This is a genomic window from Streptomyces sp. Tu6071, assembly GCF_000213055.1.
GTDB classification, from domain to species: domain Bacteria; phylum Actinomycetota; class Actinomycetes; order Streptomycetales; family Streptomycetaceae; genus Streptomyces; species Streptomyces evansiae.
Genome location: NZ_CM001165.1, coordinates 6,697,553 through 6,716,600 on the forward strand (window position 1 = coordinate 6,697,553; position 19,048 = coordinate 6,716,600).

The following is a 19,048-nucleotide window of genomic DNA, read 5'->3' on the forward strand; positions in this document are numbered from 1 at the left end:
AGGCGCTGTCGGTGCCGTCCTTTAGGCTTTCGGCGTGGAACCCGACTTGTTCACCGCTGCCGCCGAAGAGCGCCAGGAGAAGGACCCGAGCAACAGCCCCCTCGCCGTCCGGATGCGCCCGCGCACCCTGGACGAGGTGGTCGGCCAGCAGCACCTGCTGGGGGCCGGCTCCCCGTTGCGGCGGCTCGTGGGGGAGGGGGGCGGCGGCCCCGCCGGGGCCTCCTCGGTGATCCTCTGGGGCCCGCCGGGGACCGGCAAGACGACACTCGCGTACGTCGTGAGCAAGGCGACCAACGCCCGCTTCGTCGAGCTGTCCGCGATCACCGCCGGGGTCAAGGAGGTCCGCACCGTCATCGACGGGGCCCGCCGGGCGAGCGGCGGCTACGGCAAGGACACGGTCCTCTTCCTCGACGAGATCCACCGCTTCAGCAAGGCCCAGCAGGACTCCCTGCTGCCCGCCGTCGAGAACCGCTGGGTCACCCTCATCGCGGCCACGACGGAGAACCCGTACTTCTCCGTGATCTCCCCGCTCCTGTCCCGCTCCCTGCTCCTGACCCTCGAACCGCTCACGGACGAGGACATCCGCGCCCTGCTGCACCGCGCGCTCACCGACGAGCGGGGCCTCAAGGGCGCGGTCACGCTCCCCGACGACGCCGAGGAGCACCTGCTGCGGGTCGCCGGAGGGGACGCTCGCCGCGCGCTGACCGCCCTGGAGGCGGGCGCCGGGGCCGCGCTCGCCAAGAAGGAACCGGAGATCACCCTCCGGACGCTGGAGGAGACGGTCAACAAGGCGGCGCTGAAGTACGACCGCGACGGCGACCAGCACTACGACGTCGCGAGCGCCCTCATCAAGTCCATCCGCGGCTCGGACGTGGACGCGGCGCTGCACTACCTGGCCCGCATGATCGAGGCCGGCGAGGACCCGCGCTTCATCGCGCGGCGCCTCATGATCTCCGCGAGCGAGGACATCGGCCTCGCCGACCCGACCGCGCTCCCCACCGCCGTCGCCGCCGCGCAGGCCGTCGCCATGATCGGCTTCCCCGAGGCCGCGCTCACGCTGAGCCACGCGACCATCGCGCTCGCGCTCGCCCCGAAGTCCAACGCGGCGACGCTCGCGATCGGCGCCGCGCTCGAAGACGTCCGCAAGGGCCTCGCGGGCCCCGTCCCGCCGCACCTGCGCGACGGCCACTACAAGGGCGCCAAGAAGCTCGGCCACGCGCAGGGGTACGTGTACCCGCACGACGTCCCCGGAGCGATCGCCGCGCAGCAGTACGCCCCGGACGCGCTCAAGGACCGGCAGTACTACACGCCGACGCGGTACGGGGCGGAGGCGCGGTACGCGGACGTCGTGGAGATGGTGCGGGAGCGCCTGCGCGGGACGGGGGAGTAGCGGCGATGGCCGGTTTCACGCTCACGACCCGGATCGCCGCGCCGCCCGAGACGGTCTTCGACGTGTCGCTCGACGTCGACCTGCACCAGGAGTCCATGGCCGGATCGGGTGAACGGGCCGTCGCGGGGGTGACGTCGGGCCGCATGGGCCCGGGGGACACGGTGACGTGGCTGGCCCGGCACTACGGCGTGCGCTGGCGGATGACCTCGCGGATCAGCGCGTACGAGCGGCCCGGGTACTTCGTGGACGAGCAGGTGCGCGGCCCCTTCGCACGCTGGCACCACGCGCACCACTTCGCCCCGGACGGCGCGGGCGGCACCGTCATGCGGGACGTCGTCGACTTCGCCGCGCCGCTCGGACCGCTCGGCCGCATCGCCGAACGGATCGCGCTCGGGCGGTACATGCCCCGGCTGATCCGGGTGCGCAACGCGTACGTGCGCGAGGCGGCGGAGCGCGGCCGGGCCTGACCCGTGACGCGCGCGTCCGGCCCGCGGCCCGTCCCCCCTCGGACGGCGGCCCCTCCCCCGAGGCCGTGGTCCCGTCCGTACGGGCTCCCCGGGCGTCGCTCAGCCGCGGGGCCGGTCGGAGTCGTCCGCCGCGGCGAAGTCGTCCGCCGCGTCGAAGAGCGCTGCCATGGCGCGGCGCAGCCCGTGCACGTCGTTCACCGGCTCGGGGAAGTCGAAGCGCGCGTCGAAGCAGCGCACACCGGTGAAGCGGACGCGCAGCCCGAAGCGGTCGAGCGCGAGCGGCACCACCGCGGGGCAGTCGGCCGCGGCCCGCTCGCCGAGCAGGCCGCGCAACTGCCGCACCTGCGGCGCGTGCGCCGCGTGCAGGTGCTGGAGGAGTTCGGCCTCGTACTCGCGCAGCGGGTCGGGCGCGGCGGCGGCGAAGTCCTCGACGTCGACGCGGGCGACGTCCCACAGGTCGTCGACGCGGATCTCGTACGGCTCCAGGCGCAGCGTCGCCCAGGCGGGGCCCCCGGGTCCGGCCGGTCCCGCGACGGCGTGGGCCTCGGGCGCGTTGTCGGGCAGCCGGGTGAGCCAGCCGGAGACCCAGGCCCGGCCCCGTACCCGGTGGGGGACCGAGACGGGGGCGACGTCGGTCAGCTCCAGGACGACGGGCAGTTCGTCCCCCCGCGCGCGCGAGGCGGCCCGTACGACGGGGGCGGTGGCGGAGTAGACGAGGTGGAGGTCGCCCTCGGGCGTCACGGTGCGCAGTTCGGGCACGAGCGGGAGCGAGCCGGCCGTCTCGGGGCCCGGCAGGAGCAGCACCGCGGAGCATGTACCCTGTACGAGAGTTCGTGTGCGCTCGGCTGCTGACGGCATCCGGGTGGATTCAAGCCCCCTTTCCCTGTGGGAGTCCCCCTCAAGACTCCCGTCGTGGGCGTCCTGGCCGCCGTGGCTGTCAGGGCGGGGACGCGGCTGACCACGATCTGATCGGACCTCCGTCGATGCGTCGCCTTTTCGAGCGCGACGGGCGTTCGTGATGCGCGTGGTGTTCCCAGGGCGAGACATGCGATCTCCTTGAGTAAGGTGAGCCTAACCTAACCTATTTCGGAGGTCTGGAGAACGTGCCTAACCAGTCGCGTCCCAAGGTCAAGAAGTCCCGTGCGCTCGGCATCGCGCTGACGCCGAAGGCCGTCAAGTACTTCGAGGCCCGTCCCTACCCGCCGGGTGAGCACGGCCGTGGCCGCAAGCAGAACAGCGACTACAAGGTCCGTCTGCTGGAGAAGCAGCGTCTGCGCGCGCAGTACGACATCTCCGAGCGCCAGATGGCCCGCGCCTACGACCGCGCCCGCAAGGCCGAGGGCAAGACCGGCGAGGCCCTGGTCATCGAGCTGGAGCGTCGCCTCGACGCCCTGGTCCTGCGTTCGGGCATCGCCCGCACCATCTACCAGGCCCGCCAGATGGTCGTCCACGGCCACATCGAGGTCAACGGCACGAAGGTCGACAAGCCCTCCTTCCGTGTCCGTCCCGACGACGTCGTGATGGTCCGCGAGCGCAGCCGCTCGAAGCACCCGTTCCAGGTCGCCCGTGAGGGTGGCTACGACACGGACGGCGAGACCCCGCGCTACCTCCAGGTCAACCTGAAGGCCCTCGCCTTCCGCCTGGACCGCGACCCGAACCGCAAGGAAATCCCGGTCATCTGCGACGAGCAGCTCGTCGTCGAGTACTACGCCCGCTGACGACCCCCCGAGGTCGCCGCGCACCGCGCAGCACTCCGGCCCGCCTCCCCGCCGTGTCCGCACGGCCGGGGGAGCGGGCCGCTCGCGTTCGCGCCCCCGCCTTCGCGCGCGAGCGGACGCGAACCGGCGCCGCCGGGCCCGCGCGGACGGGAGCAACCCCGCGTCGCGATAGGCTCGGTGCCACGACTGTGCGCTCGCGCGCACGAGCGGCACGAACGAGCGGAAGGGGCGGTGCGCAGTGTCCGGAGGAGAGGTGGCAGGGCTTCTGGTGGCCGTGTTCTGGGCGATTCTCGTCTCCTTCCTCGCGGTCGCGCTCGCGCGGCTCGCGCAGACGCTCCGGGCCACGACGAAGATGGTCGCCGAAGTCACCGAGCAGGCCGTCCCCTTGCTCACCGACGCCTCCGCGACCGTGCGCTCCGCGCAGACCCAGCTCGACCGGGTCGACGCGATCGCCTCGGACGTCCAGGAAGTCACCTCGAACGCCTCCGCGCTCTCCACCACCGTCGCCTCGACCTTCGGCGGCCCCCTCGTCAAGGTCGCGGCCTTCGGCTACGGAGTGCGCCGCGCCCTCGGCCGCCGCGCCGAACCACCACCGCCGCCGCCGCGCACCGTCGTCGGCCGTACCGCCAAGGGCAGGCGCCGCACCCGGCGCAAGGGCGTCTGACGCCCGCCCGCCCCGTACCACCACCGGAAGGACCGCTGCCGCGATGTTCCGCCGTACGTTCTGGTTCACCGCCGGAGCGGCCGCGGGGGTCTGGGCCACCTCCAAGGCGCACGCCAAGCTCCGCAAACTGGCCCCCGAGTCCCTCGTTGCCCAGGCCGCGGACCGCGCCGTCGAAGCCGGCGGCAGGCTCCGCGCCTTCGCCGCGGACGTGCGCGACGGCATGGCCGCGCGCGAGGCCGAACTCGACGAGGCGCTCGGCCTCACGAGCGAGCCGCCCGCCCTTCCCGCCCCGCGCCGCCCGGCACTCGAGGCGGGGCGCGAGGCACCCCGCGTCATCGAGGGCCGCGTCGAGCCCGCGGACACGGAGCGCCCCCGGGACCCGAGGCGCCCCGTCCACCCCAACACCCCGAACAACCGGAATGAGGACCACTGATGGAGTCGGCTGAAATCCGCCGCCGCTGGCTGCGCTTCTTCGAGGAGCGCGGGCACAAGGTCGTGCCGTCGGCGTCGCTGATCGCGGACGACCCGACGCTGCTGCTCGTCCCCGCGGGCATGGTCCCCTTCAAGCCGTACTTCCTCGGCGAGGTCAAGCCGCCCGCGCCGCGCGCCACGAGCGTGCAGAAGTGCGTGCGCACGCCCGACATCGAGGAGGTCGGCAAGACCACCCGGCACGGGACCTTCTTCCAGATGTGCGGGAACTTCTCCTTCGGCGACTACTTCAAGGAAGGGGCCATCAAGTACGCGTGGGAGCTGCTGACCTCCTCCGTCGCCGACGGCGGCTTCGGCCTGGAGGCCGAGCGGCTGTGGATCACCGTCTACCAGGACGACGACGAGGCCGAGCAGATCTGGCGCGACGTCGTCGGCGTCCCCGCCGAGCGCATCCAGCGCCTCGGCAAGGCCGACAACTTCTGGTCCATGGGCGTCCCCGGCCCCTGCGGCCCCTGCTCCGAGATCAACTACGACCGCGGCCCCGAGTTCGGCGTCGAGGGCGGCCCGGCCGTCAACGACGAGCGATACGTGGAGATCTGGAACCTGGTCTTCATGCAGTACGAGCGCGGCGCCGGGCGCGGCAAGGACGACTTCGAGATCCTCGGCGACCTCCCGAGCCAGAACATCGACACCGGTCTCGGCCTGGAACGCCTCGCGATGATCCTCCAGGGCGTCCGGAACATGTACGAGACGGACACCCTGCGCGTCGTCATCGACAAGGCCACCGAGCTGACCGGCGTCGCCTACGGCGCGTCCGGCGCGAGCGACGTCTCGCTGCGCGTCGTCTCCGACCACATGCGCACCTCCGTCATGCTCATCGGCGACGGCGTGACCCCCGGCAATGAGGGCCGCGGCTACGTGCTGCGCCGCATCATGCGCCGCGCCATCCGCAACATGCGCCTCCTCGGCGCCACGGGCCCGGTCGTCCAGGACCTCGTGGACGTCGTGATCGACACGATGGGGCAGCAGTACCCGGAGCTGGTCACCGACCGCAAGCGCATCGAGACCGTCGCCCTCGCCGAGGAGGCCGCCTTCCTCAAGACCCTCAAGGCCGGCACGAACATCCTCGACACCGCCGTCACCGAGACCCGCGCGACCGGCTCGACCGTGCTCCCCGGCGACAAGGCGTTCCTCCTCCACGACACGTGGGGCTTCCCGATCGACCTCACCCTGGAGATGGCCGCCGAACAGGGCCTGTCCGTGGACGAGGACGGCTTCCGGCGGCTCATGAAGGAGCAGCGCGAGCGGGCCAAGGCCGACTCGCAGGCGAAGAAGACCGGCCACGCCGACCTGCACGCCTACCGCGAGATCGCCGACGCCGCGGGCGCCACCGACTTCACCGGCTACGTCCAGCTGGAGGGCGAGGCCCGCATCGTCGGCCTGCTCGTGGACGGCGTGCCCGCCCCCGCCGCGAGCGAGGGCGACGAGGTCGAGGTCGTCCTCGACCGCACCCCCTTCTACGCGGAGGGCGGCGGCCAGATCGGCGACACCGGGCGCATCCGGCTCGACAACGGCGCGGTCGTCGAGATCCGCGACGTGCAGAAGCCCGTCCCCGGCGTGCACGTCCACAAGGGCCGTGTCCAGGTCGGCGAGATCACCGTGGACGCCCCCGTGTGGGCCGCGATCGACCAGGGCCGCCGCCGCGCCATCGCGCGCGCCCACTCCGCGACCCACCTCACCCACCAAGCGCTGCGCGACGCGCTCGGCCCCACGGCCGCCCAGGCCGGTTCCGAGAACCAGCCCGGCCGCTTCCGCTTCGACTTCGGCTCCCCGGCGGCCGTCCCGACCGCCGTCATGACCGATGTCGAGCAGCGCATCAACGAGGTCCTGGCGCACGAGATGGACGTCCAGGCCGAGGTCATGTCGATCGACGAGGCGAAGAAGCAGGGCGCCATCGCCGAGTTCGGCGAGAAGTACGGCGAGCGGGTGCGCGTCGTGACGATCGGCGACTTCTCCAAGGAGCTGTGCGGCGGCACGCACGTGCGCAACACCGCCCAGCTCGGCCTCGTGAAGCTGCTCGGCGAGTCCTCCATCGGCTCGGGCGTGCGCCGTATCGAGGCGCTCGTCGGCGTGGACGCGTACCAGTTCCTCGCCCGGGAGCACACGGTCGTCTCGCAGCTCCAGGAGCTGGTCAAGGGCCGCCCCGAGGAACTGCCCGAGAAGATCGCGGGGATGCTCGGCAAGCTCAAGGACGCCGAGAAGGAGATCGAAAAGTTCCGCGCCGAGAAGGTGCTCCAGGCCGCCGCCGGGCTCGCCGCGGGCGCCAAGGACGTGCACGGGACCGCGCTCGTGACCGGTCAGGTCCCCGACGGCACGACCGCCGACGACCTGCGCAGGCTCGTGCTCGACGTGCGGGGCCGCATCCCGGGCGACCGCCCGGCGGTCGTCGCGCTCTTCGCCGTGACGGGCGGGCGCCCCGTCACCGTCGTCGCGACCAACGAGGCGGCCCGCGAGCGCGGCTTCAAGGCCGGTGACCTGGTCCGCACCGCCGCCAAGACCCTCGGCGGCGGGGGCGGCGGCAAGCCGGACGTGGCGCAGGGCGGCGGGCAGAACCCCGAGGCCGTGGCCGAGGCGGTGGCCGCCGTCGAGCGGCTCGTCGCCGAGACGGCCTGACGCCGATGCGACGAGGACGCCGCCTCGCGATCGACGTCGGGGACGCCCGGATCGGGGTCGCCTCCTGCGACCCCGACGGGATCCTCGCGACCCCGGTCGAGACCGTCCCCGGGCGGGACGTGCCCGCCGCGCGGCGCAGGATCAAGGCCCTCGTGGACGAGTACGAGCCGATCGAGCTGGTCGTCGGGCTGCCGCGCTCGCTGCGCGGCGGCGAGGGCCCGGCCGCCAAGAAGGTGCGTGCCTTCGCGGGCGGCCTGGCCCTGCTGGTCGCGCCCGTTCCGGTGAGATTGGTCGATGAGCGGATGACCACGGTGACAGCCGGTCAGGGCTTGCGCGCCTCGGGCGTCAACACCAAAAAGGGCAGGTCGGTCATCGATCAGGCAGCCGCGGTCATCATCCTTCAGACCGCGCTCGAATCCGAACAGCGCACCGGGCTGCCCCCCGGGGAAGACGTCGTGGCCACTGGCTGATGGCGGTACGGTAACGTTCCCGCGGTGCGCCCGCATTCGAACAGCGGACGCACAGCGGGGACGGAGACCGTGAAGACGCCACCGGGCGACCGCCGGGACTCCGTTCCGCGGCCGCCCGGTTCCGTGTCTCGGGACCCTTGGACGCGGCGTCACTGTCGGACAGGCCCTAGGGGACCGATGACTGAGTATGGGCGTGGCCAGGGCCAGGAGCCCTGGCACCCGGAGGACCCCTTGTACGGGGACCAGGGCTGGGGGCAGCAGGAGCAGGCCCCCTACGGCCCCGAGGGACAGCAGTATCCCCCGCAGCAGCCCACTCCGCCCCAGCCTCAGCAGCAGTACGACGCCTGGGGCCGCCCGATCCCGCAGGCCCCCCCGCAGGGCTACGGGCAGCAGCAGTATCCGCAGCAGGGCTACGGACAGCAGGACCCCCAGGCGCAGCAGCAGCCCCCGCAGGGCTACGAGCAGCAGCAGTACGACCAGCAGCAGTACGGCCAGCAGCCCGGCTACGCGGGCCAGCCGCAGCAACCCCTCCCGCCCCAGGGCTACGAGCAGCAGGGCTACCCCCAGCAGCAGGGCCCGCAGTCCTACGGCAACGGCTGGGACACGGGGCAGCAGCAGGTGCCCTACGGAGCCGACCCGCACGACCCCTACGGTGCGGTGCGGCAGCCCGCTTACCCCCAGGGCCAGGACCCCTACGCCACCCCCGAGGCGTACCCGCCGCCGCAGCCTCCGGGCGAGCGCGGGCCCCAGCCGCCGCAGGCGCCGACCGCCCAGGTCGCGCAGGCCCAGACGCAGGCCCCCGCGCCCGAGCGCGGGGAGTGGGACCCCGACCCGGACGAGCCCGAGCACCCCTTCTTCGCGAGCGACGGCGACGCGGGCCGCGCCACCGGGCGCCGCACCAAGGGCCGCGACGACGACCGCGACGACCTCGCCGACGACGAGGACGGCGACGGGGACGGTCGCGCGGGACGGCGCGGTGGCGAGAGACCGAAGAAGCGCCGGGGCGGCTGCGCCTGCCTCGTGGTCGCCGTCGTCCTGATCGGCGGAGGCGGCGGGGCCGCGTACTACGGCTACGGGCTCTACCAGGACCGCTTCGGGCCGCCGCCGGACTACGCGGGCGAGGGCAGCGGCACCGTCGTGATCGAGATCCCCGACGGGTCCACCGGTATCGCGATGGGCAACCTGCTCAAGGACAAGGGCGTCGTGAAGAGCGTCGAGGCGTTCACGGCGGCGCAGAAGGCGAACGACAAGGGCACCACGCTCCAGTCCGGCTTCTACACGCTCCACAAGGGCATGTCCGGCAAGAGCGCCGTGGAGCTCATGCTGGACCCCAAGAGCCGGAAGACCCTCGTCATTCCCGAGGGATACCGCAACGCCTGGATCTACGCGCAGATCGACGGCCGTCTCGGCCTCAAGAAGGGCACCACGGCCGACGTCGCGAAGAGCGACAGGAAAAAGCTCGGGCTGCCGAAGTGGGCCGATGACGACAAGGACATAAAGGACCCGCTGGAGGGCTTCCTCTATCCCTCGACGTATTCCGTCAGCAAGGGGCAGAAACCCGCTGACGTGCTCCGGAAAATGGTCGCCCAGGCCAATAAGCAGTACGAGAAGATCGACGTCGTCGGACAGGCGAAGAAGCTCGAACTCGGCAGTCCGCTCGACCTCGTCACGGTCGCGAGCATGGTCAACGCCGAGGGCAAGACGCACGACGACTTCCGCAAGATGGCGGAAGTGATCTACAACCGCATCAAGCCCGGCAACACCGAGACGAACGGACTCATCCAGTTCGATTCAACGTACAACTACCTCACCGGGCGAAGCAACATCAAGATTTCCACCAAGGAGATCCTGAGCGATCACGACCCGTACAACACGTACACCAACAAGGGCCTGCCGCCCGGACCGATCGGGAACCCCGGGGAAGAAGCGTTCGCCGCCGCGCTCAACCCGACGAAGGAGGGCTGGATGTACTTCGTCGCCGTGGACGGCGAGAAGGACACCCAGTTCGCGAAGACCAACGCCGATTTCCAGAAACTGAAGGCCAAGTTCGATGCCTCCACAGGCTGACGAGGGCGCGGGGCCCGGCACCGGAGCCGTCCGCCGCGCCGCCGTGCTCGGCTCGCCCGTCGCGCACTCGCTCTCCCCGCAGCTCCACCTCGCCGCCTACCGCGCGCTCGGCCTGAGCGGCTGGACGTACGAGCGGATCGAGACCGACGAGGCCGCCCTGCCCGGCTTCGTCGACGGGCTCGGGCCCGAGTGGGCCGGGCTCTCGCTGACCATGCCGCTCAAGCGGGCCGTGCTGCCGCTCCTCGACCGGATCAGCGACACCGCGGCGTCCGTCGACGCCGTCAACACCGTCGTGTTCGAGGCCGACGGCAGCCGCAGCGGCGACAACACCGACATCCCCGGGCTGCTCGCCGCCCTCGCCGAGCGCGGCGTCACACGCGTTCCCGCGGCGGCCGTGCTCGGCGCGGGCGCCACCGCCTCCTCGGCGCTCGCCGCGCTCTCCCGCGTCTGCGACGGCGAGGTCGTCGCCTACGTGCGCAGCGCGGCGCGCGCGGCCGAGATGCGCGGCTGGGGCGAGAGGCTCGGCGTCGACGTCCGCACGGCGCCCTGGGACGAGGCGGCCGAGGGACTGCGCGCGCCGCTCGTCGTCGCGACGACCCCGGCGGGCAGCACGGACGCACTCGCGGACGCCGTGCCCGAGGCGCCGGGGACGCTCTTCGACGTCCTGTACGAGCCCTGGCCGACGCCGCTCGCCGCGCGCTGGGCGGCACGCGGCGGCCAGGTGCTCGGAGGGCTCGACCTCCTCGTCCACCAGGCCGTCCTCCAGGTCGAGCGGATGACGGGCCGCCGCCCGGTGCCGCTCGCGGCGATGCGCGAAGCGGGGGAGGCGGCGCTCGCGGCCCGGTGACGGCTTCCCGCCGCGTGCGGGACGGCTCCCCGCCGAGTGCGGGACGGCTCCCCGCCGCGTGCGGGACCGCTCCCCGCCCGGCGGGGCCGCCGCCCGCCACGCCCGGGTCCGCTCCGTGGACCCGCTCCGATCCGCGCCCCGCTTCGTGGGAGGATCGGAGGCGGCCGGCCAGGGCCGCGCACCCGGTCGCGCCGCAGTTCCACGCGCGAGCAGGAGGAGCACCGTTGAGCAGGCTGCGTTGGCTGACCGCGGGAGAGTCGCACGGCCCCGCACTCGTGGCGACGCTGGAGGGACTTCCCGCCGGTGTCCCCGTCACCACCGATCTGGTCGCCGACCACCTCGCCAGGCGGCGCCTCGGCTACGGGCGCGGGGCGCGGATGAAGTTCGAGCGCGACGAGGTGACCTTCCTCGGCGGCGTCCGGCACGGGCTGACCCTCGGCTCGCCCGTCGCCGTCATGGTCGGCAACACCGAGTGGCCCAAGTGGGAACAGGTCATGGCCGCCGACCCGGTCGACCCCGGGGTCCTCGCGGAATCGGCCCGCAACGCGCCCCTCACCCGCCCCCGCCCCGGCCATGCCGACCTCGCCGGGATGCAGAAGTACGGCTTCGACGAGGCCCGCCCGATCCTGGAACGCGCCTCGGCCCGCGAGACCGCCGCGCGCGTCGCGCTCGGCGCCGTCGCCCGCTCCTACCTCAAGGAGACGGCGGGCATCGAGATCGTCAGTCACGTCGTCGAGATCGCCGCGGCGAAGGCCCCCTACGGCCTCGTACCGACCCCCGCCGACGTCGACAGGCTCGACGCCGACCCGGTCCGCTGCCTCGACGCCGACGCGAGCAAGGCGATGGTCGCCGAGATCGACCAGGCCCACAAGGACGGCGACACGCTCGGCGGCGTCGTCGAGGTCCTCGCCTACGACGTCCCCGTGGGGCTCGGCTCGCACGTGCACTGGGACCGCAGGCTCGACGCACGGCTCGCCGGGGCGCTCATGGGCATCCAGGCGATCAAGGGTGTCGAGGTCGGCGACGGCTTCGGGCTCGCCCGCGTGCCCGGCTCGCAGGCGCACGACGAGATCGTCAACACCGACGAGGGCATCCGCCGCGTCACCGGGCGCTCGGGCGGCACCGAGGGCGGCCTCACGACCGGCGAACTCCTGCGCGTCCGCGCCGCGATGAAGCCCATCGCGACCGTTCCCCGCGCCCTCGCCACCGTCGACGTGGCCACCGGCGAGGCCACCAAGGCCCACCACCAGCGCTCCGACGTGTGCGCCGTGCCCGCCGCGGGCATCGTCGCCGAGGCCATGGTCGCGCTCGTCCTGGCCGACGCCGTCGCCGAGAAGTTCGGCGGCGACAGCGTCCCCGAGACCCGCCGCAACGTCCGCGCGTACCTCGACAACCTCCCGATCCGGTGACCGGCCCCCGGCTCGTCCTCGTCGGACCGATGGGCGTCGGCAAGTCCACGATCGGCCACCTCGTGGCGGAGCGGCTCGGCCTCGTGTACCGCGACACGGACGACGACATCGTCACCGCGGAGGGCCGCGAGATCTCCGACATCTTCGTGGACGACGGCGAGGAGCACTTCCGCGCGCTCGAACGCGCGGCGGTGCGCACCGCGCTGGCCGAGCACGAGGGCGTCCTCGCGCTCGGCGGGGGAGCGGTCCTCGATCCGGGCACCCGCGCCCTGCTCCGCGACCACCCCGTCGTCTTCCTCACGATGGACATCGACGAGGCCGTGCGCCGCACCGGGCTCGCCACCGCGCGCCCGCTGCTCGCCGTCAACCCGCGCCGCACGTGGCGCGAGCTGATGGAGGCCCGCCGCCCCCTGTACACCGAGGTCGCCCGCGCCACCGTGGCCACCGACGACCGCACCCCCGAAGAGGTCGCGCTCGCGGTCCTCGACGCACTGGAGCTGAGGAAAGCGTGAGCGAGAACAGCACGCCGGAGACCGGGCGGGTGCCCGCCCCGACCCGTATCGCCATCGGCGGCACCGAGGGCACCGCGCCCTACGAGGTCCTCGTCGGCCACCACCTGCTCGGCGAACTCCCCGCCCTCATCGGCGAGAAGGCCCAGCGCGTCGCCGTGATCCACCCCGAGGCGCTCGCCGAGACGGGCGAGGCGCTCCGCGCCGACCTCGCGGAGCAGGGCTACGAGGCGATCGCGATCCAGGTGCCGAACGCCGAGGAGGCGAAGACCGCCGAGGTCGCCGCCTACTGCTGGACGGCGCTCGGGCAGTCCGGGTTCACGCGCACCGACGTCGTCGTCGGTGTCGGCGGCGGCGCGACGACCGACCTCGCCGGCTTCGTCGCGGCGACGTGGCTGCGCGGCGTGCGCTGGATCGCGGTGCCGACGACCGTGCTCGGCATGGTCGACGCGGCGGTCGGCGGCAAGACCGGCATCAACACCGCCGAGGGGAAGAACCTCGTCGGCTCCTTCCACCCGCCCGCCGGGGTCCTGTGCGACCTCGCCGCGCTCGCCTCGCTGCCCGTGCACGACTTCGTGAGCGGACTCGCGGAGGTCATCAAGGCGGGATTCATCGCCGATCCGGTCATTCTCGATCTCATCGAGTCCGACCCGGTCGCCGCGCGCAGCCCCGAGGGCCCGCACACCGCCGAGCTGATCGTGCGCTCGATCCGGGTGAAGGCCGAGGTCGTCTCGGGTGACCTCAAGGAGGCCGGGCGCCGCGAGATCCTCAACTACGGGCACACGCTGGGCCACGCGATCGAGAAGAACGAGCGCTACGCGTGGCGCCACGGCGCCGCCGTCTCGGTCGGCATGCACTTCGCCGCCGAACTCGGCCGCCTCGCGGGACGTCTCGACGACGCCACCGCCGACCGCCACCGCGCCGTCCTCGAAGCGGTGGGCCTCCCGCTGGGCTACCGCGGCGACCAGTGGCCGCGCCTCCTGGAGAACATGAAGCTCGACAAGAAGTCGCGCGGCAACCTCCTGCGCTTCATCGTCCTCGACGGCCTCGCCAAGCCGGCCGTCCTGGAGGGCCCCGACCCGGCGGTGCTCCTGGCGGCGTACGGGGAGATCGCGAAGGACTGAGCGGTCGGGGAGCGCACACGGGCCGGAGGCCGTCGTACGGGGTGAGTACGGACGTCTTCCGGCCCGTCACGCTTTCCCGCGCGAGGTCGGGGAACGGTACCGTGCACCGGGCATCGCGTGCGGTTTTCCGCGCGAGGGGCCCGCAAGCAGCCGGTACGAGACGGAGTTGGCACGGGATGCGGCATTCCGCGGGATCGACCCCGCCTCACGATTCCTGGCCCCCGCACGGGCACGTCCCCGAGGGCCCGGCCCACGGGGGCACCCCGCACGGCGGCCCGCGGCACGGGGCTCCGCAGCACGGGACCTCGTCGCACGGCGGCCCGCAGCAGGGGGCCCCCGCGCACGGCGACGGGCACCACGGCGGTCCGCCGACCCTCCCGCTGCGGCCGACCCCGGCCACGGGACCCGTGCCGGGAATCGACGCCCCCGCGCCGCCGCCCGGCCTCGTCCCGCCGTTCCCCGGCCCCGTCCCGCTCCCGGCCGGCTCGGGCCACGTCCCCCCGCCGCACCCCGGCGGGCGGACGCTGCCGCCCGACACCACCGGACACGTCGCACTGCCCCCGGACGCGCCCGTGGCCGCGCCGAGCGTCGCGCCGGGGCCGCAGGCGGGGACGGGCTCGACGATCCTCGCCGTACTGCTCATCGGGCCCGCCGGGGCCGGCAAGACGACCGTCGCGCGGTACTGGGCGGCCCGGCGGCCCGTGCCGACCGCGCACATCAGCCTCGACGACGTGCGCGAGTGGGTGCACGCGGGCTTCGCCGATCCGCAGGCCGGGTGGAACGACAATTCCGAGGTGCAGTACCGGCTCGCCCGGCGCACCTGCGGCTTCGCGGCGCGCAACTTCCTCGCCAACGGCATCTCCTGCGTCATCGACGACGCCGTCTTCCCCGACCGGCCCGTCGTCGGGCTCGGCGGCTGGAAGCGGCACGTGGGCCCGGGGCTGCTGCCCGTCGTGCTCCTGCCCGGACTCGACGTCGTCCTGGAGCGCAACGCCGCGCGCACGGGCAACCGCAGGCTCAGCGACGAGGAGGTCGCGAGCATCCACGGCCGCATGGCGGGCTGGTACGGCTCGGGGCTGCCGATCATCGACAACTCGCACCTCGACGTGCCCGCCACGGCGCAGCGCCTCGACGACGTCCTCGCCCGCGCGATAGCCAGCCCGCCGCCGTGGTGAGCGCCCCCGCCCCGCGGTGAGCGCGCCGCCCCCGACCCCCGCCGCCGCCCCGCGCGCACGCCGTCCCGGGGCCCGCTACCCGGTCGGACGCACAACTCCGGCGGCCTCCGCCAGGCACCCTTAGGCTCGGGCCATGGCTGAGGCGCACGCGGCACGCAGGGACCGGCTGAGGCAGTTGTCCGCGGGAGCGGGCCAGACGGCGGCGCTCGTCTCCCGCCCCGCCAACGTCCGCTATCTCGGCGGCGAGGCCCCCGAGGGCTCCGTCCTGCTGCTCGGCGCCGAGCGCGGCGGCCCCGACATCCTCTTCGCCGCGAGCCCGCCCGGCGGCCTCGCGGACGAGGCGCTGCGCGTCCACGTCCTCGCCTGCCCGGCCTCGGACCCCGCCGTCGCCGCCGCCGAGACCGCGGCGGCCAACGGCGCCGAGATCCTCGCCGTCGAGGAGCACCACCTCACCGTCGCCCGCCACCGCACCCTCGCCGACACGGCGCCGCGCCTGCGCCTGGGCGACCTCGGGCGCGGTGTCGAGCAACTGCGGCTCGTCAAGGACGAGGAGGAGATCGGGGCACTGCGGATCGCCGCCGAGATCGCCGACCAGGCACTCGGCGAACTCCTGGAGTCGATCCTCGTCGGGCGCACCGAGCGCCACCTCGCCCTGGAGCTGGAGCGCCGCCTCGTCGACCACGGCGCGGACGGCGCCGCCTTCGCCACCTCCGTCGCCACCGGGCCGCACGCCGGGCTCGCCGGGCACCGGCCCACGGACCGCCGTGTCGAGGAGGGCGACTTCCTCTCCGTGTGCCTGGGGGCCACGTACCGCGGCTACCGCAGCGAGATCGGGCGGACGTTCGTCATCGGGACGGCGCCCGAGGAGTGGCAGATCGAGCTGTACGACGCGGTCTTCGCCGCCCAGCGGGCCGGTCGCGAGGCCCTGTTGCCCGGCGCGGCCTGCCGCGACGTGGACCGCGCGGTGCGCCAGGCGCTGGAGTCGGCGGGGCACGGAGCGGACCTGCCCGCGCTCACCGGACACGGGGTCGGGCTGGAAAACGACGAGGACCCGCAGCTCGCCCCGTCCGCCATGGGTAAACTGGACGCTTGTGTGCCGGTCACCGTCGAACCGGGGGTCCACCTCCCGGGCAGGGGCGGGGTCCGGATCGATGACACACTCGTCGTGCGCCCCGAGGCGGACGGCGGGCCCGAGCTACTCACCATCACGACCAAGGAGCTGCTCGCGCTCTAGGGCAGACGGCCCTCGGGCCGGGGCGGCGCCGCGGTCGTCCACCAGCTCTTCCCGAGGTCCCAAGGACCTGGGGGAGAGGACCCATCGTCCAGGAGATTCCGCAACCGTGGCTTCCACGAACGACCTCAAGAACGGCCTGGTGCTCAAGCTCGACAACGACCAGCTCTGGTCCGTCGTCGAGTTCCAGCACGTCAAGCCCGGCAAGGGCCCCGCCTTCGTGCGCACCAAGCTGAAGAACGTGCTCTCCGGCAAGGTCGTCGACAAGACCTTCAACGCCGGCGTCAAGGTCGAGACGGCCAACGTCGACAAGCGCGGGATGCAGTTCTCGTACAAGGACGGCGAGTACTTCGTGTTCATGGACATGGACACGTTCGACCAGATCCACGTGGACCCGAAGGTCGTCGGCGACGCCGCCAACTACCTCCTGGAGGGCTTCGAGGCCGTCGTCGCGATGTACGAGGGCAACCCGCTGTACATCGAGCTGCCCGCCGCCGTCGAGCTGGTCATCGCCAACACCGAGCCGGGCGTCCAGGGCGACCGCTCCACCGGCGGCACCAAGCCGGCCGAGCTGGAGACCGGGCACACCATCCAGGTCCCGCTCTTCATCACGACCGGCGAGAAGATCAAGGTCGACACCCGTACCGGCGACTACCTCGGCCGAGTGAACGGCTGATTGTGGCTGCTCGCAATACGGCACGCAAGCGCGCCTTCCAGATCCTTTTCGAGGCCGACCAGCGCGGCACCGACGTCCTCACGGTGCTCGCGGACTGGGTGCGCCACTCCCGCGGCGACACCCAGCAGCCCCCGGTCAGCGAGTACACGATGGAGCTCGTCGAGGGGTACGCGGAGCACGCGCGCCGCATCGACGAGGTCATCGCGAAGTACTCGGTGGACTGGCCGCTGGACCGCATGCCGGTCGTCGACCGCAACATCGTGCGGCTCGGCGCGCACGAACTCGTGTGGGTCGACGGGACGCCGGACGCGGTCGTGATGGACGAGGCGGTGGAACTCGCCAAGGAGTTCTCCACCGACGACTCCCCGGCCTTCGTCAACGGTCTGCTCGGACGCTTCAAGAACCTCAAGCCCGAACTGCGCGGCCCGGTCGACTGACCGGACCTCGTACGCACGGGCCCGTCGGCGTACGGGGGCCCGGTGGGCGGCGCGTGGCGTGGCGGGCGGCGCGGGGCGTGGCCGGATTCGCGCCGCAGGGGCTGTGCGCGCGGGGCGCGGGGGACACCATGTGAGCGCCGATCTTGTCGTTCCCCGGGAGCACGCCCCGCGCGGGCCCCGGACCGGAAGGAGCCGCATGAGCCCGTTCGGACTGCCCCGCCCCGCCGCGCTCCCCGCGCCCGAGGCGGCGATCCTCGCGCGCCTCGCCGCCCTGCGCGCGGGCGACGTCCCCGTCAAGGGCGGTCGCACGCTCGCGTACGTGTACGACGCCGCCGACAGCGGACTCGACGCGCTCGCCGCCGCCGCGCACGGCGCCTTCGCCGGGGTCAACGGGCTCGACATGACCGTCTTCCCGAGCGTCGTCCGCCTGGAGAACGACCTCGTCGCCCGCGCCGCGGCGCTCCTCGGCGGGACCCCCGGCACGGCCGGGACCTTCACGAGCGGCGGCACCGAGTCCTGCCTCCTCGCCGTCCTCACGGCACGCGAACACGCCCGCGCGGTACGGGGCGTGACGCGCCCTCGGCTCGTGCTGCCCGCCACCGCGCACGCCGCCTTCCACAAGGCCGCGCACCTCTTCGGCCTGGAGGTCGTCACCGTCCCCGTCGACCCGGAGAGCTTCCGCCCCGACCCCGCCGCCGTGCGCGCGGCCCTCACCGGGGACACCGCGCTCGTCGTCGCCTCCGCGCCCTCGTACGCGCACGGCGTCCTCGACCCCGTCGCCGAGATCGCCGGGGAGGCCGCCGCGCGCGGAGTGCTGTGCCACGTGGACGCGTGCATCGGCGGCTGGTACCTCGGCCACCTGCGTCGCGCGCCCGAGGGAGCGGACCTCGCGCCCTTCGACCTCTCCGTGCCGGGCGTGACCTCGCTCTCCGTCGACCTGCACAAGTACGGCTACACCCCCAAGGGCGCCTCGCTGCTGCTCTTCCGGGACGCGGAACTGCGCCGCCACGGGTGGTTCGCGCACGCCGACTGGCCCGGCTACCCGGTCGTCAACGCGACGCTCCAGGGCACCAAGTCGGCGGGGCCGCTCGCCGCCGCCTGGGCGGTCACCGAGCGGATCGGCACCGAGGGGTACACGGATCTCGCGGTCCGCGTGCACCACGCCCGTACCGCCCTCGCGGACGGCGTCGCGCGCGTCCCGGGGCTGCGGGTCCTCGGCACGCCCGCCGCCTCGCTCCTCGCGGTGGCCGCCGCGCCGGGCGGCCCGGACCCCTTCGTCGTCGCCGACGAGATGCGGACGGCCGGCTGGTACCTCCAGCCGCAGCCCGCGGCGGCGGGCTCGCCCGCCAACGTGCACCTGACCGTCACGGCGGCCGTCGCGGCCCCCGAGACCGTGGAACAGCTCCTGAAGGACCTCGCGGAGGCGGTGGTACGCGCCCACGCGCACGGCCCGGTCACGGTGGACCCGGCGATCGCCGAGGCCGCGGCGGCCCTGGACCCGGACCGTGTCGGCCCCGCCGAGGTCGCCCTCGCCCTCGACCTCGCGGGCATCGGCGACGGCGCCCTCCCGGACCGCATGGCCCCCGTCCTCGCCGTCCTCCAGGCGCTGCCCCCGCGCCTCGCGGCCCGCCTCCTGCCGGAGGTGATCGGGCGGCTCTACCCGGGCGTGGCGGCGGCCTGAGAGGCCCCGGCCCGCGCGCGGCTCCCGACTGCCTGCCCGCGATTACGCCGAAAGGGTGAGCCGGTCAATCCGGCTCACCCT

Annotated in this window: 18 protein-coding genes; 17 read left to right on the forward strand and 1 reads right to left on the reverse strand. The window is 73.6% G+C overall.

Annotation, left to right across the window (positions count from 1 at the left end):
• The first annotated feature begins 34 nt into the window (after positions 1-34).
• Together STTU_RS28445 and STTU_RS28450 are read left to right on the forward strand one after the other, a co-directional pair.
• Positions 35-1,390, forward strand: coding sequence for a replication-associated recombination protein A (locus STTU_RS28445; RefSeq protein ID WP_007829286.1), 1,356 nt, complete (start codon positions 35-37; stop codon positions 1,388-1,390).
• A gap of 5 nt (positions 1,391-1,395) precedes the next feature.
• Positions 1,396-1,857: an SRPBCC family protein gene (locus STTU_RS28450; protein ID WP_007829287.1), complete on the forward strand. Its 462-nt coding sequence runs from the start codon at positions 1,396-1,398 to the stop codon at positions 1,855-1,857.
• A gap of 99 nt (positions 1,858-1,956) precedes the next feature.
• Here the strand turns inward: STTU_RS28450 and STTU_RS28455 are convergent, their stop codons facing one another.
• On the reverse strand, positions 1,957-2,715 hold the full coding sequence (locus STTU_RS28455; RefSeq protein ID WP_043256582.1) for a DUF2470 domain-containing protein: 759 nt from the start codon (positions 2,713-2,715) through the stop codon (positions 1,957-1,959).
• Positions 2,716-2,960: 245 nt separating this feature from the next.
• Between STTU_RS28455 and rpsD the strand changes: the two genes are divergently transcribed.
• From rpsD to STTU_RS28530, 15 genes are all read left to right on the forward strand, one after another.
• A complete protein-coding gene (rpsD, locus tag STTU_RS28460; protein WP_007829289.1) occupies positions 2,961-3,575 on the forward strand; it encodes a 30S ribosomal protein S4 in 615 nt (204 codons plus the stop codon).
• A gap of 238 nt (positions 3,576-3,813) precedes the next feature.
• On the forward strand, positions 3,814-4,239 hold the full coding sequence (locus STTU_RS28465) for a DUF948 domain-containing protein (RefSeq protein WP_007829290.1): 426 nt from the start codon (positions 3,814-3,816) through the stop codon (positions 4,237-4,239).
• A 43-nt stretch (positions 4,240-4,282) separates the two neighbouring features.
• Entirely contained in the window at positions 4,283-4,672 is a 390-nt protein-coding gene (locus STTU_RS28470) for a hypothetical protein (protein ID WP_007829292.1), read from the forward strand.
• Positions 4,672-7,341 carry an alanine--tRNA ligase gene (gene alaS, locus STTU_RS28475; RefSeq protein WP_007829293.1) on the forward strand — a complete coding sequence of 890 codons (2,670 nt, stop codon included), beginning with the start codon at positions 4,672-4,674 and terminating at the stop codon, positions 7,339-7,341. Before STTU_RS28470 ends, alaS begins: the two co-directional genes overlap by 1 nt.
• A gap of 5 nt (positions 7,342-7,346) precedes the next feature.
• Positions 7,347-7,811, forward strand: a complete 465-nt coding sequence (ruvX, locus tag STTU_RS28480; RefSeq protein WP_007829294.1) for a Holliday junction resolvase RuvX — start codon at positions 7,347-7,349, stop codon at positions 7,809-7,811.
• Between the two features lie 177 nt (positions 7,812-7,988).
• Positions 7,989-9,878 carry an endolytic transglycosylase MltG gene (gene mltG / locus STTU_RS28485; RefSeq protein ID WP_007829295.1) on the forward strand — a complete coding sequence of 630 codons (1,890 nt, stop codon included), beginning with the start codon at positions 7,989-7,991 and terminating at the stop codon, positions 9,876-9,878.
• Entirely contained in the window at positions 9,862-10,725 is an 864-nt protein-coding gene (locus tag STTU_RS28490; RefSeq protein ID WP_052862432.1) for a shikimate dehydrogenase, read from the forward strand. The genes mltG and STTU_RS28490 overlap by 17 nt, the downstream gene beginning before the upstream one ends.
• A gap of 224 nt (positions 10,726-10,949) precedes the next feature.
• Positions 10,950-12,134, forward strand: coding sequence for a chorismate synthase (aroC, locus tag STTU_RS28495; protein ID WP_043256585.1), 1,185 nt, complete (start codon positions 10,950-10,952; stop codon positions 12,132-12,134).
• Positions 12,131-12,646 carry a shikimate kinase gene (locus STTU_RS28500; protein WP_043256586.1) on the forward strand — a complete coding sequence of 172 codons (516 nt, stop codon included), beginning with the start codon at positions 12,131-12,133 and terminating at the stop codon, positions 12,644-12,646. The genes aroC and STTU_RS28500 overlap by 4 nt, the downstream gene beginning before the upstream one ends.
• Positions 12,643-13,767: a 3-dehydroquinate synthase gene (gene aroB / locus STTU_RS28505; RefSeq protein ID WP_234019331.1), complete on the forward strand. Its 1,125-nt coding sequence runs from the start codon at positions 12,643-12,645 to the stop codon at positions 13,765-13,767. Before STTU_RS28500 ends, aroB begins: the two co-directional genes overlap by 4 nt.
• Positions 13,768-13,943: 176 nt before the next feature.
• The gene (locus tag STTU_RS28510) at positions 13,944-14,942 is read left to right on the forward strand and encodes an AAA family ATPase (protein WP_234019332.1); all 999 of its coding nucleotides are present in this window, start codon (positions 13,944-13,946) and stop codon (positions 14,940-14,942) included.
• 133 nt (positions 14,943-15,075) lie between these two features.
• Positions 15,076-16,176 carry an aminopeptidase P family protein gene (locus tag STTU_RS28515; protein WP_007829301.1) on the forward strand — a complete coding sequence of 367 codons (1,101 nt, stop codon included), beginning with the start codon at positions 15,076-15,078 and terminating at the stop codon, positions 16,174-16,176.
• A gap of 106 nt (positions 16,177-16,282) precedes the next feature.
• Positions 16,283-16,849, forward strand: a complete 567-nt coding sequence (efp, locus tag STTU_RS28520) for an elongation factor P (RefSeq protein ID WP_007829302.1) — start codon at positions 16,283-16,285, stop codon at positions 16,847-16,849.
• Between the two features lie 2 nt (positions 16,850-16,851).
• On the forward strand, positions 16,852-17,286 hold the full coding sequence (gene nusB, locus STTU_RS28525; RefSeq protein ID WP_007829303.1) for a transcription antitermination factor NusB: 435 nt from the start codon (positions 16,852-16,854) through the stop codon (positions 17,284-17,286).
• A gap of 196 nt (positions 17,287-17,482) precedes the next feature.
• Positions 17,483-18,967, forward strand: coding sequence for a pyridoxal phosphate-dependent decarboxylase family protein (locus STTU_RS28530; RefSeq protein WP_043256589.1), 1,485 nt, complete (start codon positions 17,483-17,485; stop codon positions 18,965-18,967).
• The last annotated feature ends 81 nt before the right edge of the window (positions 18,968-19,048 follow it).

Excerpts from the sequence above, each read along its gene's own strand:
- STTU_RS28450 (WP_007829287.1), top strand. The coding sequence starts at position 1,396 with ATGGCCGGTTTCACGCTCACGACCCGGATCGCCGCGCCGCCCGAGACG.
- STTU_RS28455 (WP_043256582.1), bottom strand. The coding sequence starts at position 2,715 with ATGCCGTCAGCAGCCGAGCGCACACGAACTCTCGTACAGGGTACATGC.
- STTU_RS28470 (WP_007829292.1), top strand. The coding sequence starts at position 4,283 with ATGTTCCGCCGTACGTTCTGGTTCACCGCCGGAGCGGCCGCGGGGGTC.
- alaS (WP_007829293.1), top strand. The coding sequence starts at position 4,672 with ATGGAGTCGGCTGAAATCCGCCGCCGCTGGCTGCGCTTCTTCGAGGAG.
- ruvX (WP_007829294.1), top strand. The coding sequence starts at position 7,347 with ATGCGACGAGGACGCCGCCTCGCGATCGACGTCGGGGACGCCCGGATC.
- mltG (WP_007829295.1), top strand. The coding sequence starts at position 7,989 with ATGACTGAGTATGGGCGTGGCCAGGGCCAGGAGCCCTGGCACCCGGAG.
- STTU_RS28490 (WP_052862432.1), top strand. The coding sequence starts at position 9,862 with ATGCCTCCACAGGCTGACGAGGGCGCGGGGCCCGGCACCGGAGCCGTC.
- STTU_RS28510 (WP_234019332.1), top strand. The coding sequence starts at position 13,944 with ATGCGGCATTCCGCGGGATCGACCCCGCCTCACGATTCCTGGCCCCCG.
- STTU_RS28515 (WP_007829301.1), top strand. The coding sequence starts at position 15,076 with ATGGCTGAGGCGCACGCGGCACGCAGGGACCGGCTGAGGCAGTTGTCC.
- STTU_RS28530 (WP_043256589.1), top strand. The coding sequence starts at position 17,483 with ATGAGCCCGTTCGGACTGCCCCGCCCCGCCGCGCTCCCCGCGCCCGAG.